Source organism: endosymbiont of Galathealinum brachiosum, from assembly GCA_003349885.1.
GTDB lineage: Bacteria > Pseudomonadota > Gammaproteobacteria > SZUA-229 > SZUA-229 > SZUA-229.
The window spans coordinates 511,343-526,388 of the sequence record QFXC01000013.1 but is presented as its reverse complement, the minus strand read 5'-3'; the positions used below and the strand labels follow the sequence as shown (position 1 = coordinate 526,388).

The following is a 15,046-nucleotide window of genomic DNA, read 5'->3' as shown; positions in this document are numbered from 1 at the left end:
GGTGATTTAGTATATCTCAATCCAGATCAGGATGAATAAGTAATGTTAGAAACAGGTATTAATGAGTTAAGTCGAGAATATGAATCCATTGTTGAGGCGCTAATATTGAGCCTTCAGTCGACTGATTCAGATGAGTCAAAGCAAACGTTAAAAATGATTGATGCATTGCGTCAGAATATACAGATAATGCTACGTCTTGCCTCTGATGTGGATAGAAATAAGCAACCTGATATAAGTGCAGAAGAGGTGAGTAAGATCGGTGATTATGCACTAAATTTGCTTGATGAAATTTCAGTGAGTTGTGCTTCCAGAGGTATGCAGGATCAGATGCTGGAATTGCATCGCCTTTCATTACCGGTTGTTAGCTGGCTGAAAGTTTATGGTGGACAGGTAAAAAAACTGGATATAGTTGTAAATGCGATAGCCAGTTACGCAAACACAATTCAGGATAATAAGCAGTTAGAGCTTTTGTGTGAACTTATTAGTAATGTAATTGATGTTACTGATATAGAAATTAAGCGGGATCTGGAAGCGACTAATCCCATGCGACCCTGGCGTATACTTAATTTGAACTGGGGTATAGTTGCGACACGAACGCATAATTCTGAAATCATGCAGCATGTATTTGATCAGTTAATTAAAAATATTCCGGCAGACTGCCAGCAGTTTTTTAATGAAGGTATGCAACAAATGGATGTTGTCGGCTATCCTGATAATGTACGTGAAGTGATGAGAAAATATGCAGGTGGTTTTGGTGTGAATGGTGTTCGACATTAAAAATTGAAAGTTAATTTATAATAATCGGGGAAAATATTTAAATAATCATTCCCCGATTAAATTAGCCGAATAATTTCTAGTTATGGTTCGCCATTTTAGGATGACTTAAACTCAGAAAATCAATTAAAATATTTCCTGTTTCTGTTAGTAGTGGTGTAGGGCCATCTTTTTCCTTATCAGTATCTTCAGATTCAACTTCTTCACTACTATCACCAATGGCATTATCAAGTTCATCAAGACTACTAATGAGTTCCATGCCCAGTGACTTACGTCGATTGTTTTCGAGTTTTATCTGGAAGTCTTCCAGTTCCTTTTTCTCCTGACGACGTGTCTTTTCATTGAGCGAAATTTCTTTTTGCTGGCGACGTTCTTCTATCAGTTTATTGGTTTCAGTTAAATGAATAAAGTCAGGGTCTTTGCTAATGCGTTTGTTATGTAATGCCGTTAGCTTGGGTATCTGAAGTGAAAAATCACTAAAGCTGTCAAACTGGGCTGCTTTGATTTTATCCCAGGGAAGGGCAGCTTCTAATGAGCTTTCACCTACTTCTGAAACATCATACAGAGAAGGTAATTCAATATCAGGGATAACGCCGCGATTCTGTGTGCTGCCTCCAGTAATGCGATAAAATTTTTGCTGGGTTAAAGTGATCTGGCCGCTGGATAAAGGCAACATGGCCTGCACAGTGCCTTTACCGTAGGTTTGAGTGCCAACGATAATGCCCCGGTGGTAATCCTGTATAGCACCGGCAAAAATTTCAGAAGCTGATGCGCTGATTCTGTTAACCAGTACAGCTAGAGGGCCGGTATAAGAAACTTTGTCATCTTTGTCTTTTGATACATAAATACGGCCTGTAATATCTTTTACCTGAACGGTAGGGCCAGACTTAATAAAGAGTCCGATTAATGTATTCACTTCGTGTAAAGAGCCGCCACCATTGTCACGCAAATCAATGATAACGCCATCCACTTTTTCTGCTTCAAGCTCTTTTAATAATCTTTTAACATCACGGGTGGTGCTTTTATAATTTGGCTCACCCTTGTTTGCCGCTTCAAAGTCGATATAAAACTTAGGTATATCAATTACGCCAAGACGATATTTTTTACCGTAATTATCAAGTTCTATAATTTCCTGGCTGGCATCCTGCTCATCCAGTTTTACCTTGTCACGGGTGATAGAAATTATTTTTGTTTTGGAGGTATCTACAGCATTAGCTTTTAAAACTGACAGACGAACAACCGTGCCTTTTTTACCGCGAATCAAATCCACAACATCATCTAATCGCCAGCCTATAACATCTACTATTTCTCCGTTAGCTCCCTGGCCTACACCCGTTATTTTGTCATTGGCTTTGAGCTCACCTGCTTTGTCGGCCGGGCCGGCAGGAATTAAACGGGTTACTTTTGTATATTCATCTTCAGCCTGAAGCATAGCGCCTATGCCCTGTAATGAAAGGCGCATACGGATATTGAAATTTTCTGTGCCACGAGGTGAAAAATATTGCGTGTGCGGGTCGTAACTCAGAGTTAACGAATTCATATAAACACGGTAAGCATCTTCCGCATTATTTTGCTGTATACGTTTTAACTGGCTAGTGTAACGTTTGGTTAGTAATTCGGTAATCTTATCGTCTTCCTTACCTGAAAGCCTTAAATTTAATGCGCTATTAGTCAGACGTTTGTGCCAGAGATTATCGAGTTCCTGAGTGTTTTGTGGCCATGCGTGATTTTCACGATCAATATGAATAGAATCATTACTGTTAAAATCAAGCTTATCTACACCCTCTTTAATTGCCCCAAGCAGGTATTCCAGTCTTTCGGTTACACGTTGCTGATAACGATTAAAAATGACAAAGGCGGGGTCAACTTTTCGTGCACGTAGTGCATCGTCAAGACGGTAACGATATTTTTCAAATGAATCGATATCAGACTGAATAAAATAACTGCGGTTTCCATCCAGTTCTTTTATATAACGATTGTAAACAACAGATGATAAATCGTTGTCCAGGCGTATTTGAGTTCGCTGGTAGTGTTGTTGGGCTAAACGATTAACAATTTCGGCTGTCGTGCGATTGTGTTCATCGAGTGGCTTTAGTGTCTCAAGAGATGTGCTGGTATTCGCGGCAACCGTGGAAATAGTAAAGCTAAATAACAGGCCAATAACCATAGCAGGCGTTCTAAAAGGTGTTTTTATTGAAAACTTCATATAAATCAGTAAATTAGTTGTTGTGAAATGTTATATAAATATAAGTGTAGTCTAAATATAGAGTGTCTATCGTGTCGATTGTATCAAAGTCTGTAAATGTTCGCCTTGATCGTTAGTAACACAGTGTTTAAGATGCCTCAGAATTACAATAAGTTCAATGATAAAGGTCTCAATAATGCATCATATTAATAAAATCTTTACGCTATTAACGGCTCTTTTACTCTCTGTAAGCCTTATAACGCCTGTGTTTGCTGATAACGGTTCGACTAAAAAAGGTCCATTATTAGATAAAGGTAAATTTTCAATAGGTGCGGGTATTTCATTAAATTCAGTGAGTGGGCCGGCTGATGATGAAGTTGGATTCCAGTTTTTTGGAGCATATGATCTTACCCAGCTTAAACTGATGGACGGTGTGGATAGCTCTGTAGAGTTTGGTTATATGGATTATGGATTTTCGGGAGCTGATAGTAATGGTATCTGGGGTACCTATGTTATTGATGGTGCGATGAGTGGCCAGTTCGGATGGTTGGCTCGTTTAGGTCTGGATCTGGGTGATGATAGTGGTTTTATGTTAGGTGCTGGTCTAAGTTATGCGATTAGTAAAAAAATAGATACAAGACTGGAGTTTGTTGCTCGTGATGAGGTGAACTCATTACAGTTTAATGTTCTTTATCGTTTGTAGAAATTAAAGATATTGCTGTAGACGCATTCTTACTGTTTCTATAGCAATATCTTTCTAGAATTATTCAATGATCAGATCTACCGCTTCAATTTTATCCTGTTGATAAAAATAAGCCCGCATATCTAATACACCTTCCGTACTAAGTGAAATAATAATATTTAGAGTATCTTTGTAAGCTGCATCATGCAGGTCTTTTGCTGAAGGAGTTGCGTCGCTATCCGGATGACTGTGATAAATCGCAAATAATGTCTGCTGCTTTTCTCTTATTAGTTTGAAAGCATTTATCTGTTGTTGTGGATCCATTTCAAAAATACTGTGAGCATTGTTCGCAATGTTATTAACAGGGTAAACCTGATATTTATCTTCTGTGTTGTTCGAAATTAAACCGCATACTTCAGTGTCAGGTGTTAACTGTGCCAGTGTAAGTAATCGGTTTGCCAGTGTTCGGGGAATGCTTATTATTTGTGTCATTGATTGTTGTTTTTATACTAAATTATTAGGTTTATTTCTGTCCGCATACAGGACAGTCAGGGGCTTTTTTAAATTTCATTAAACGCCACTCCTGAAACATCGCGTCGGCAATTAAAAGTTTACCGGTTAATGTTTCACCATAGCTTGTTAAAATTTTAATGGCTTCCATGGCCTGAATAGAGCCAATAATTCCCACCATGGGTGCCATCACACCATTTTCACTGCAACTGGTGTCTTCTTCACCCTCTTCATCATACAGGCATCGGTAACAGGGACTTTCCGGGTTTTGAAAATTAAATACACTCACCTGGCCTTCCATGCGAATAGCGGCTCCGGACACCAGTGGTGTGCGGGTATTATAACAGGCGCGGTTTATCATAAAACGACTGGTGAAATTATCTGTTGCATCAATTAGCAGGTCTGTGTTTTCTAACAGTTGTTCCAGTTCGCTTTGAATTAACTGCTGATTTATACAGTTTGTTTCAACCTGAGGATTGAGATTCTTGATTGTCGTAGCAGCTGAGTCTACTTTGGGTTGTTTGAGGTTACTGGTAGTGTGAATGATTTGTCGCTGTAAATTAGACAGCTCTACATGATCAAAGTCGACCAGTGTTAATTTACCTATACCCGCTGCAGCCAGATACATGGCAACGGGAGAACCCAGTCCGCCCAGTCCCATAATTAAAACGTGGGCATCGAGTAAATTCTGTTGTTTATTTTCATCAAAGCCGGGTAATAATATTTGTCGGCTATAGCGAAGGAGTTGCTCGTCATTCATGGGTGGTGATGATAACAGGTTTGGCGCTCTGTCACCTAAACCCATACCACCAGGAGCTGAGTAGTTAGAGGTATTTACGCCAGTGATCAGGGCGCTTATCACGGCAACCATGGTAGTTGCTGGTATAACGTTTTACGAATACCTGCGTTGTATTGTCGGTATTGTCAGAAACACCCAGATTAGCTCGTTGAGTTTCTTCAGAGTAACTATAAAGCGCTCGTTTCATACGGGTAAGCAATCGATTATCAAGATGATAACCCAGACGTGTTAAAACGCTCTCAATGGCATCAAGAGTCAGGTGGCGTACATCATAGGATATATACAGGCAAAGCTCATCGGCGAGAGTGATATCAACCACACCGGCTGCATCTGACAGGAGCAGCAATGCACTGCGGGCCTGATTTGGATCTGGATGAAGGTGGCAGAACCGAAGTTCACGCCTTTTAATTAGCTCTTCTGCTTCGCTCATAACTAATAAGTTAGAGGAAGTATGGTTATTTTACAAGTATTTTTTATCTAACGGCTGTTTGTCTGTATAAAACAGATAAAGCAAGTTGTTTTTGTTTATATTATTGATATTTATAGGTTTATTCCTGATGTGAGTCTCGGGTTTTTAGTCAGATCTGTATATTGGCTGATATTTTTATAGCCTGAATGCATAAATATATTGTGTAATTCCTCCTTTTGGTCAAATCCGTGCTCAATTATTAGCATAGCGCCGGGTTTCAGGTGTTTTGATGCCAGCTGGCAAATCTGGCGAATATCATTCAGACCATCCTTACCTGATGCCAGTGCGGACATGGGTTCAAAACGAACGTCTCCCTGTGAAAGGTGAGGATCCTGATCAGGTATATAAGGTGGATTGCTGGCGATGATATCGAACAGCAGATTCTCAGATGACGGGTTTTCAAAGGGTTCAAACCAGTTTCCATGTATGAAATTTATATTGTTTAAATTCAGTTGCTGTGCATTTCTATTAGCTATTTCGAGTGCAGCGGCTGATTTATCCGTCGCGGTAATTTCCCAGCCGGGTCTTTCTGAGGCAAGCGCCAGTGCAATAGCGCCACTACCTGTGCCAAGGTCCAGAACTTTAATATCAGATGATTGAGCATATTGTTCGAGAATTTTCTCAATTATTAACTCGGTTTCGGGGCGTGGGATGAGGGTGTCTTTACTGACCTGTAAATCGAGAGACCAGAACTCTCTAGAGCCGGTAATGTGGGCAACAGGTTCACCCTTTTCACGTCTTGTTAAACGTTTTTCGAAGTTCAGAATTTCTGGCTCGGTGAGCTCACGATCTGACCAGGTAATTAACCAGGTACGATTTTTATTTAGACTATGAGCAAGTAAAACTTCCGCATCAAGGCGGGGTGAATCACTTGTTTTTTCAAGCTGTTTTGTTGCGGCGATTAAGTGTTCGATAATTTGCAATTAGTGCTCGGCTATAATGAAAAAATCTGGTTATATTTTTCAGGGTAGACGGAGTAGATATTTACTGGTCTGAAAGCGCTGCTAACTGCTCTGCCTGATATTCATTTATCAGCGGTGAAATTATGCATTCCAGCCCGCCTTGCATAAATTCATCCAGTTTGTATAACGTAAGATTAATACGGTGATCGGTTACTCGGCCCTGTGGATAGTTGTAAGTACGAATTCGTTCAGATCGATCACCACTGCCGACAAGTGATTTACGTGTTTCAGCCTGCTCAGCCGCCTGCTTTTCTTCTTCTGCACTAACTAGTCGGGCCTGCAGTAAAGATAATGCACGTGCTTTGTTTTTATGTTGTGAGCGCTCATCCTGACATTCAACAACAACACCGGTTGGAATATGTGTGAGTCGAACAGCCGAGTCAGTTTTATTAACGTGCTGTCCACCGGCCCCTGATGCACGATAAGTATCAATTCGTAAATCAGACATGCTAATAGTGATTTCTTCCAGAGCATCCGGTTCTGGAATAATTGCAACGGTTGCTGCTGATGTGTGTACACGGCCCTGTGATTCTGTTTCAGGAACACGTTGTACCCGGTGAGCACCTGACTCAAATTTTAATTTAGAGTAAGCGCCCTGACCAACAACGCGAGCAATAACTTCTTTGTAACCACCATGTTCACCATGATTTTCGCTCATGACTTCAACTTGCCAGCGTTGGGTTTCTGCAAAACGGCTATACATTCTAAACAGGTCACCGGCAAAAATAGCCGCTTCGTCACCGCCAGTTCCTGCTCTTACTTCAAGATAAATATTGCTGTTGTCATGAGGGTCTTTCGGCAACAGTAGTTTTTGTAAATCAAGTTCCAGGTTTTCTATGCGACCAGTTGCATCCTTTTTCTCTTCCACGGCCATCTCGCGCATTTCAGCATCATCTTCCTTGAGCATTTCATTAGCAGCGACTACGTCTTCTTCTGCCGTCTGGAATTCGTTAAATGTTTTAACAATTGGTTCCAGTTGTGAATACTCCATCGATAATTCACGAAATTTGTTCTGGTTAGAAATAACCTCTGACTCTCCCAGTAATAAACCAACCTCTTCCTGACGTTCACATAGTGTTTCAAGTTTTTGACGAATTGAGTCTTTCATAAGGTTTCTTTTTATTTAGTAATTACTTTGGTTTTTTGGGAGGTTTGTTTTTTTTGTTTGTGTCGGTATTTAAAAATAACTGTCGTGCAAAATCGAGTAAATCATGGCGACTATTTTCACCTGTCTGGCGTAAAGTTGCGCTAGGCTGGTGTAATAATTTATTGGTTAATGTTCGGGCTAAAAATGCCAGTGCATCTTCTGCTGATTTTCCCTGTGCTAATTGTGCCTGAGCTTTTTGTAGTATTTCATCAGAAATGCTCATTGCGCTTTCGCGAATGTCTCTGATGACCTCAACTGAATCCAGTGCTCGTTCCCAGTTTAGAAAATCTTCTATCTGGTTTTCAATGATTTCACGAGCCTGCTCGGCCGCTTCCTCTCTAGACTCGATGTTTTCCTGAATGATTTCATGCAGGTCATCAACGGTATATAAAAATACATCATCAAGGTCGTTAACTTCTGCTTCTACATCTCTGGGTACCGCAATGTCACACATAAACATAGGTTTGTGTTTGCGTTTTTTCAGAGCTTTCTCTACTGCGCCTTTACCTAAGATTGGTAGAGGACTGGCGGTGGATGAAATAACGATATCAGCTTTATGTAAATAATCAGGAATTTGTGGCAGGGCAATGGCTTCAGCACCAAACTGATCAGCTAAGGCCTGGCCTTTATCCACACTACGGTTAGCAATAATCATGTGTTTAATATTGCTGCCTGTTAAATGTCTGGCGGCCAGTTCAATGGTTTCACCGGCACCAATCATCAGAGCTGTGTGCTCGTTCAGGTCACCAAAAATCTGTTTTGACAGGCTCACCGCAGCAAAAGCGACGGATACAGGGCTGGAGCCAATAGCGGTATCGGTTCGAACCTGTTTGGCAACGGAAAAAGCATGCTGGAATAATTTACCCAGCAGGCTCCCCATTGTGCCCTGTTCATTTGCCTGGGCATAAGCCTGTTTCATTTGCCCTAGTATCTGCGGCTCGCCTAATACAAGTGAGTCAAGCCCGCAGGCTACTTTTAGTGCATGGCGTATCGAGTCAATATGTTTATGGGTGTAGAGGTGTTCATTAAAGTCGGTGCGATCCAGGCCGTGAAACTGACCAAGCCATTCAACGATTTGTTCTATTGCCTGTTGATTGAGTTCATCATCATTTTCAGTGGCGCAATATAATTCTGTACGGTTACAGGTAGACAGAATAGCCGCTTCTTTGATGTTCCCCAGTGTGGATAATGCTTTTACAGCAGGCGCAAGACTTTCTGGCGAGAATGCCAGACGCTCGCGAATATCTACCGGAGCGGTCTTATGATTTAAGCCAAGTGTAATTATCGACATACTGTGAAAAATGGTGGCAGGGCCGTATAGCCAATACCGCTATCTAGCGCCCTTTGAGAGTCCGGTTAATGAAACTCTTAATTTTGAGGCAATGACGACGATATTACAAGGTTTCAGTGAGCTATCTTTGTAGATGTATTGATATAGACCTGTGTCTTTTGTATTTTATCTATTAATGATTGAACTTCATCACGTGTATCCCCATCTGATAATCAAGAATCGGGCAAAATTGATTATTTGGGTTATTATTAAGTATGAGAAATCCTTAAATCTAGAAGGATCTGTTTAGCCGTCAAACTATGAGGTTGGTTATTAGTATATGAAGCGGCTGTCGCAAAAAATACGTTTATTATTGTTTACTCCTTTGCTTGCTGCAGGGCTAGCAGGCTGTAATACAGCGTCTGTAAAAGGTCATCAGGATGAATCTGTGCCTGATAAAATTCAGGGTGATCCTCAGGAAAATAACAGGGAGTTTGTTAAAGGTGATGATATTGCCGGTTCTTCCATAAAGTCTGTGCCTGAGAAAGAGCCCCCTGTAATGGATGGTAAATTGCTCTTTAATCTTCTGGCGGGTGAATTTGCTGGAGTACGAGGAAAAATGGAGCAGTCGATTGGCTTTTATGCTGAAGCGGCGAACCTCAGCGATGATCCAGATGTAATTACTAGAGCAGCTTATATAGCTCTATATGCAAAAAAATATGATCAGGCAATAGAACTAACAGATCGCTGGATAGCGCTTAAGCTTCCTGATGATAAAACCATTGATCGTATTCGAGTTATCTCCTTTCTTCATTTGGAGCTTCTAGGGCCAACGGTTGAGGCATTTGAAAAGATGTTCCTCAATGGTGATGGTTTAAATAAAAAAACGATCACACACGTTACACATGTTTTGAGTAAGGAAGCTACACCTTCGTTTGCAAAGCAGGTGGTTCAACGCCTTGATAAAAAACACCCAAAAACGCCTTTTATTCTCCTGTTACTTGCCAGGTTCGAAGCGAATCTGGGCGAGTATGAAACTGCACTGACCCATGTGAATCAGTTAATTGAAATTGATCCGGAGCTGGCTGACGCTTATTTAATTCAGGCGCAGATTCATGCGGGCATGGGTAATCAGACGTTAGCAATAGAATCTATTGCGACGGTTGTTGAAAAGAAACCTGATGATACACGTTTACGACTTCAATATGGTCGTATGCTGGTACAGATGAAGCTTTTTGATAAAGCGTTGTCTCATTTTGAAATATTACAGAAATCGATGCCTGATGATGAAAATGTTTTATTGAGCCTGGGTTTGTTATCAATTGAAACAGATAATAATGAACAGGCAAAAAAATATTTACAGGAATTACTCGATAAAGGTTATCACAATCAACAGGCGCATTATTATCTGGGTCGAATTCAGCAAAATGATGGCGAAATCATGGCCGCTATTGCTAATTATGAGCGTGTGCTGAGCGGTGAATACTGGCTGGATGCAAGAATTCGTGCTGCGGGTTTACTGGCAAAAGCGGGTGATACTGAAGCCGCATTATTAAAGCTGGAATCGTTAAATCGACAAGATCAAACGGATAATACTCGTATTCAGGTTTATCTGGCCAAGGGCGAAGTATTACGTTTGGTTAGTCGGAATAGAGAAGCTTATTCATTGTATAACACGGCATTAGCGATATCGCCTGAAAATACAGATCTACTTTATGCGCGTGCATTAACAGCTGAAAAACTGGATATGCTGGATGTAACCGAATCAGATTTGAAAATGGTTATTATGCATGAGCCGGAAAATGCCAGTGCTTTAAATGCATTGGGTTATACGCTTGCAGATCGCACGACGCGTTTAAATGAGGCGCGTGAATATATTTTAAAAGCGGCGCAGTTATTACCTGATGATCCTGCTATTCTGGATAGTTTGGGTTGGGTGTATTTTCGTTTAGGTCAATATGAAGAGTCTATTAAATGGCTTAGCAAAGCATTTGAGAATTTGCAGGATGCAGAAATAGCGGCGCATCTGGGGGAGGCTTTATGGATGAGTGGCGAAACAGTAAAAGCTCAAAATATCTGGAAAAAGGGTACAGAACTTAGTGGTAATCAGGCCTTGCTCAAGGCTACAATGCAACGCTTTAAAAAATAACTATTAGTTGTTAAATGGTTTTTTGTTCGGGTTGTATGTTTTTTAATTTCCGCACAGGCTAATAGGTGTAAATTAAAAGCGGTGTATTATCTGTAAGAAACACAGTAGATAATATGCGGCTTTGAAAATGGCTTCGAGCCGAAAATAACACCGGATTAATTATCAAAATTTATGAAACTTCTATACTTAATGCCACTGCTTATATGGCTTGTTGCCTGTGCTACGCCTGAGTTAAAAGATGACTCATTAGAAGATGTTGTTAACTGGCAGCTTTATCAGAAAAATCAGAACCTGTTACAAAGCTGGACGATAAAAGGTCGTCTCTCTGTGCAAACTGAGTATGAGGGTGGGCAGCTCGATTATGGTTGGGCGCAGCATAATGAAACTGATTACGATATTGGTTTGCGCGCACCAATGGGGGCTGGTACGACTATAATTAATGGCCGCAAAAACGGAGTGACTATAAAAACTTCATCAGGTGATGAATATTTTGATACCAATGCGGATGAATTAATTAAGCGACTTAATGGTTGGCCACTACCTGTAAGTGGTTTGCAGTACTGGGTGAAAGGGATACCTTCACCAGCAGGTGGTTATGAAATAAGTGAGTGGAGTGAAATGGGGTTGCCCCGTGTCATGTTACAGGATGGCTGGCGTATAGAGTTCAGGCGTTATAAAGACAAGGCGGGAAATATATTTTTATCCAAGTTATTTATAAATCGACTGGGTGATGAGGAAGTGGATGTGCGTTTGCTTGTCAGGCAGTGGATAAAGGGAACAGAAGTTAAATAATGTCCAGTTATCAATTTTGGCCGGCACCGGCTAAATTAAATCTGTTTTTGCAAATTACCGGTCAGCGAGATGATGGGTATCATAATCTTCAAACTGTTTTTCAGTTTTTAGATGTTGCAGATCGATTACGCCTGGTCGTTCGTGATGATGGCAAAATCATGCGTAAAACAGATAATGAAGGTATTAAAGCTGAAGATGATCTGGTGGTAAAAGCGGCAAAAGCGTTACAAATAGCAACCGGAACAGATAAAGGCGCAGACATATATTTACAAAAAATATTACCCATGGGTGGTGGTGTGGGCGGTGGTAGTTCTGATGCAGCAACAACATTGATGGTTTTAAATCACATGTGGGGTACAGAGTTAAATCTCGAAGCATTGGCTGAAATTGGTTTGAGTCTGGGGGCGGATGTGCCCGTGTTTATACATGGTCATGCGGCATTTGCTCAGGGAGTAGGTGAAAAAGTTGAAGAGATTTCACCTGAAGAAGCCTGGTATTTAGTTGTTCATCCAGAAGTTCATGTATCAACATCTGAATTATTTAACAATTCGCAATTGACACGAGACTGTCCAGCCATCAGAATATGCGACCTTCAAATCGGCACTGCAAATGAAGAGCGTGTATTTGATGAGTTAGGAAATGTGTTTGAGCCTGTAGTGGCTGAACAGTATCCTGAAATAGCTGAAGTCATCCAGTTTCTCAGAAAATATTCAAATGCCAGGTTAACCGGAACCGGAGCCTGTGTATTCGCCACATTTGGAAATAAAGAAGCCGCACAGGATGTGTTAGCAAAACTGCCAGATTACTGGGCAGCTTTTGTTGCTAAAGGTTTGAATAGGTCACCGCTTCAAGTTAAACTTGCGGCAGTTGAAAATGACCAGAAAGAAAATTAATCATTTTGGTGTGATTGATTTGAAGCTTTGAAAGTTTATAACGTATTCAAAGTCGCTGGATTCCCGATAGAGGTATTCGGGAATGAGGAATCTTAATTAAGGGTTCTCAGCATTAAAAGTTTATTGGGCCGTCGCCAAGCGGTAAGGCAACAGGTTTTGATCCTGTCATGCGGAGGTTCGAATCCTCCCGGCCCAGCCATATTAAAACTGCAAGTTAGCTACGCTGTAGAGAAATCCAGAGCAACTGATTTGCAGCTTCCACCGTGAGGGTTCGAGCCGATAAGAGGTTCGACTAATTTGCCAGGAGCAAATTTGAGCAGTGGCGTTTTTTGCCACTGACCTCGAAGGAGCGGAGGGCAGGAGCCCGGAGTAATCCTCCCGGCCCAGCCATATTCCAGATATTTCGTTATACATCTACGAAGTATCAATGTAGGGGCGATTTTAATCGCACATGTGCACTTGAAGGTGCATCTGCATAAAGATAGAGATTGATATTTATTCAAACAATCCCTATCTTGAGTAAACCGGATTTGATAAGGTTGGTTTAAACACCAATACCCATTGTTTCTAACCCAGTAGCGAAACACATTGTGATCGATAACAACTCCGAGTTGATGATATTTTCCGGTAATGCAAATCCGGAACTAGCCCGCCGCATAGCAGCACACCTCCACCTATCCCTTGGTAAATGTACCGTTCAAACCTTTAGCGATGGCGAAGTCAGCGTTGAAATTGAAGAAACCGTACGTGGACGTGAAGTTTTTATTGTTCAGCCTACCTGTCAGCCAACCAATGATCATATGATGGAATTGCTGGTGATGATCGACGCACTGCGCCGGGCATCTGCACAGAGAATTACGGCGGTTGTGCCTTATTTAGGTTATTCGCGGCAGGATCGTCGTCCTCGTTCAGCTCGAGTGCCGATTACCGCTAAAGTTATTGCTAATATGCTTGAAAGCGTAAAGCTTGATCGTATTCTTACGGTTGATTTACACGCAGATCAGATTCAGGGTTTCTTCAATATCCCCGTAGACAATGTTTATGCATCACCGATCTTACTAGGTGATGTGTGGCGTCAACGTCACGATAACTTATTGGTTGTATCGCCAGATGTAGGTGGAGTAGTACGTGCCCGTGCATTAGCTAAACGATTAGGTGACGCAGATCTGGCAATTATCGATAAACGTCGACCTAAAGCGAATGTTGCCAAGGTAATGAATATCATCGGTGATGTAGAAGGCAAAAACTGCGTACTGGTAGATGATCTGGTGGATACTGCCGGCACACTCTGTAATGCAGCAAAAGCCCTTAAAGAGCACGGTGCAGTAAGCGTATCAGCTTATTGTACTCATCCAGTGTTATCAGGCCCTGCCATTGATAATATTTCTGCATCTGTATTAGATGAGCTGGTCGTTACCGATACGATTCCATTAACAGAAGCAGCACTGGCCTGTGGTCAGATACGTCAGTTATCTATAGCTACCATGCTGGCAGAAACAATACGCCGCATAGATCAAAACGAGTCTGTAAGCTCAATGTATATGGATTAACCCTGTAGGAGCGACCTTCAGGTCGCGATTCGGGTTACCCATAATCACAATAGAGCCATTATTTATAACCAGATATATCGGCTTTATCCAGTGTCTATATCAATTGATCCATTGCGTTAATTCCCTGTTTCGTAATTTCATAAATTCATGTATAATTCGCGCTCTTTTTTCGTCGGGGGAAATGGTCGCGTTACCCTGACAAGTACTTTGGAGCTATATTATGGCTATTACTATTAACGCTGAAACGCGTACAGACCTGGGGAAGGGTGCGAGCCGCCGCCTACGTCTTGAAGAAAAAATTCCTGCAATCGTTTATGGTTCAGGTGACCCTAAAAGCTTAACTATTGATCTGCGTGAAGTTCGTCCGCATGTTAATGAAGAAGTTTTTTATGCTTCTATTGTTGCTCTTAAGGTAGACGGCAAGAAAACAGCAGAAAAGGTTATTGTACGTGACATCCAGCATCACCCATTTAAAGTTGATATTATGCATATCGATTTTCAGCGTGTAGATGCTAAGAAGAAAATGCACATGCACGTACAGTTACACTTCACAGGTGAAGACGTGTCTCCAGGTGTTAAATCTGGTGGTCAGGTAAGTCACGTAGTAAACGAAGTTGAAGTTATCTGTTTAGCTAAAGATATTCCTGAGTTTATTGAAGTGGATATCTCAGCTTTAGAAACTGGTGAATCAATTCATCTTACAGAGCTTAATATACCTAAGGGTGTTGAGCTTGCTGCACTGACTCATGGTGATGAAAATCACGATACAGCCGTTGTTTCAATTCACACACCAAAAGTTGTGGTTGAAGAAGAAGATGAAGCACCAGCAGCTGCAGCAGAAGACGACGCTACTGAAGAGTAGTC

The 15,046-nt window shown here is 41.3% G+C and carries 14 protein-coding genes and 1 tRNA gene; 8 read left to right on the top strand and 7 right to left on the bottom strand.

From position 1 onward, the window contains the following. Window positions 1–42 precede the first annotated feature (42 nt). Window positions 43–777, top strand: a complete 735-nt coding sequence (locus DIZ80_15295) for a hypothetical protein (GenBank protein RDH81445.1) — start codon at window positions 43–45, stop codon at window positions 775–777. A gap of 76 nt (window positions 778–853) precedes the next feature. On the opposite strand, the gene DIZ80_15290 is transcribed toward DIZ80_15295, so the two are convergent. Further along, complete coding sequence (locus DIZ80_15290; protein RDH81713.1) at window positions 854–2,941, bottom strand: tail-specific protease; 2,088 nt, start codon at window positions 2,939–2,941, stop codon at window positions 854–856. A gap of 214 nt (window positions 2,942–3,155) precedes the next feature. On the opposite strand from DIZ80_15290, the gene DIZ80_15285 reads away from it, so the two are divergent. After that, on the top strand, window positions 3,156–3,662 hold the full coding sequence (locus DIZ80_15285) for a hypothetical protein (protein ID RDH81444.1): 507 nt from the start codon (window positions 3,156–3,158) through the stop codon (window positions 3,660–3,662). Between the two features lie 60 nt (window positions 3,663–3,722). On the opposite strand, the gene DIZ80_15280 is transcribed toward DIZ80_15285, so the two are convergent. From DIZ80_15280 to DIZ80_15255, 6 genes are all read right to left on the bottom strand, one after another. Next, window positions 3,723–4,133 (bottom strand): hypothetical protein, encoded by a 411-nt coding sequence (locus tag DIZ80_15280; protein RDH81443.1) that lies wholly within the window; start codon window positions 4,131–4,133, stop codon window positions 3,723–3,725. A gap of 31 nt (window positions 4,134–4,164) precedes the next feature. Further along, window positions 4,165–4,911, bottom strand: coding sequence for a molybdopterin-synthase adenylyltransferase MoeB (locus tag DIZ80_15275; GenBank protein RDH81712.1), 747 nt, complete (start codon window positions 4,909–4,911; stop codon window positions 4,165–4,167). A gap of 64 nt (window positions 4,912–4,975) precedes the next feature. Then, on the bottom strand, window positions 4,976–5,380 hold the full coding sequence (locus tag DIZ80_15270; GenBank protein RDH81442.1) for a hypothetical protein: 405 nt from the start codon (window positions 5,378–5,380) through the stop codon (window positions 4,976–4,978). Window positions 5,381–5,490: 110 nt separating this feature from the next. Next, complete coding sequence (gene prmC / locus DIZ80_15265) at window positions 5,491–6,321, bottom strand: peptide chain release factor N(5)-glutamine methyltransferase (GenBank protein RDH81711.1); 831 nt, start codon at window positions 6,319–6,321, stop codon at window positions 5,491–5,493. Between the two features lie 82 nt (window positions 6,322–6,403). Continuing rightward, a complete protein-coding gene (gene prfA / locus DIZ80_15260; GenBank protein RDH81441.1) occupies window positions 6,404–7,489 on the bottom strand; it encodes a peptide chain release factor 1 in 1,086 nt (361 codons plus the stop codon). Between the two features lie 22 nt (window positions 7,490–7,511). Next, window positions 7,512–8,819 carry a glutamyl-tRNA reductase gene (locus tag DIZ80_15255; GenBank protein RDH81440.1) on the bottom strand — a complete coding sequence of 436 codons (1,308 nt, stop codon included), beginning with the start codon at window positions 8,817–8,819 and terminating at the stop codon, window positions 7,512–7,514. A gap of 319 nt (window positions 8,820–9,138) precedes the next feature. On the opposite strand from DIZ80_15255, the gene DIZ80_15250 reads away from it, so the two are divergent. The 6 genes from DIZ80_15250 (at window position 9,139) to DIZ80_15225 (ending at window position 15,044) form a co-directional block, all read left to right on the top strand. Continuing rightward, the gene (locus DIZ80_15250; GenBank protein ID RDH81439.1) at window positions 9,139–10,947 is read left to right on the top strand and encodes a hypothetical protein; all 1,809 of its coding nucleotides are present in this window, start codon (window positions 9,139–9,141) and stop codon (window positions 10,945–10,947) included. Window positions 10,948–11,118: 171 nt separating this feature from the next. After that, the gene (gene lolB / locus DIZ80_15245) at window positions 11,119–11,739 is read left to right on the top strand and encodes an outer membrane lipoprotein LolB (GenBank protein ID RDH81438.1); all 621 of its coding nucleotides are present in this window, start codon (window positions 11,119–11,121) and stop codon (window positions 11,737–11,739) included. Next, on the top strand, window positions 11,739–12,632 hold the full coding sequence (locus DIZ80_15240; protein ID RDH81437.1) for a 4-(cytidine 5'-diphospho)-2-C-methyl-D-erythritol kinase: 894 nt from the start codon (window positions 11,739–11,741) through the stop codon (window positions 12,630–12,632). Before lolB ends, DIZ80_15240 begins: the two co-directional genes overlap by 1 nt. A 124-nt stretch (window positions 12,633–12,756) precedes the next feature. Further along, window positions 12,757–12,831 (top strand) — tRNA-Gln (locus tag DIZ80_15235). Between the two features lie 394 nt (window positions 12,832–13,225). Then, window positions 13,226–14,182: a ribose-phosphate pyrophosphokinase gene (locus tag DIZ80_15230; protein ID RDH81710.1), complete on the top strand. Its 957-nt coding sequence runs from the start codon at window positions 13,226–13,228 to the stop codon at window positions 14,180–14,182. 220 nt (window positions 14,183–14,402) lie between these two features. Next, complete coding sequence (locus tag DIZ80_15225; GenBank protein RDH81436.1) at window positions 14,403–15,044, top strand: 50S ribosomal protein L25; 642 nt, start codon at window positions 14,403–14,405, stop codon at window positions 15,042–15,044. Window positions 15,045–15,046 lie beyond the last annotated feature (2 nt).

Bases quoted from the DNA above. Each gene is read 5' to 3' on its own strand.
- DIZ80_15295 (RDH81445.1), top strand. From the start codon at position 43: ATGTTAGAAACAGGTATTAATGAGTTAAGTCGAGAATATGAATCCATT.
- DIZ80_15290 (RDH81713.1), bottom strand. From the start codon at position 2,941: ATGGTTATTGGCCTGTTATTTAGCTTTACTATTTCCACGGTTGCCGCG.
- DIZ80_15285 (RDH81444.1), top strand. From the start codon at position 3,156: ATGCATCATATTAATAAAATCTTTACGCTATTAACGGCTCTTTTACTC.
- DIZ80_15280 (RDH81443.1), bottom strand. From the start codon at position 4,133: ATGACACAAATAATAAGCATTCCCCGAACACTGGCAAACCGATTACTT.
- DIZ80_15275 (RDH81712.1), bottom strand. From the start codon at position 4,911: ATGAATGACGAGCAACTCCTTCGCTATAGCCGACAAATATTATTACCC.
- DIZ80_15270 (RDH81442.1), bottom strand. From the start codon at position 5,380: ATGAGCGAAGCAGAAGAGCTAATTAAAAGGCGTGAACTTCGGTTCTGC.
- prfA (RDH81441.1), bottom strand. From the start codon at position 7,489: ATGAAAGACTCAATTCGTCAAAAACTTGAAACACTATGTGAACGTCAG.
- DIZ80_15255 (RDH81440.1), bottom strand. From the start codon at position 8,819: ATGTCGATAATTACACTTGGCTTAAATCATAAGACCGCTCCGGTAGAT.
- DIZ80_15250 (RDH81439.1), top strand. From the start codon at position 9,139: ATGAAGCGGCTGTCGCAAAAAATACGTTTATTATTGTTTACTCCTTTG.
- lolB (RDH81438.1), top strand. From the start codon at position 11,119: ATGAAACTTCTATACTTAATGCCACTGCTTATATGGCTTGTTGCCTGT.
- DIZ80_15240 (RDH81437.1), top strand. From the start codon at position 11,739: ATGTCCAGTTATCAATTTTGGCCGGCACCGGCTAAATTAAATCTGTTT.
- DIZ80_15225 (RDH81436.1), top strand. From the start codon at position 14,403: ATGGCTATTACTATTAACGCTGAAACGCGTACAGACCTGGGGAAGGGT.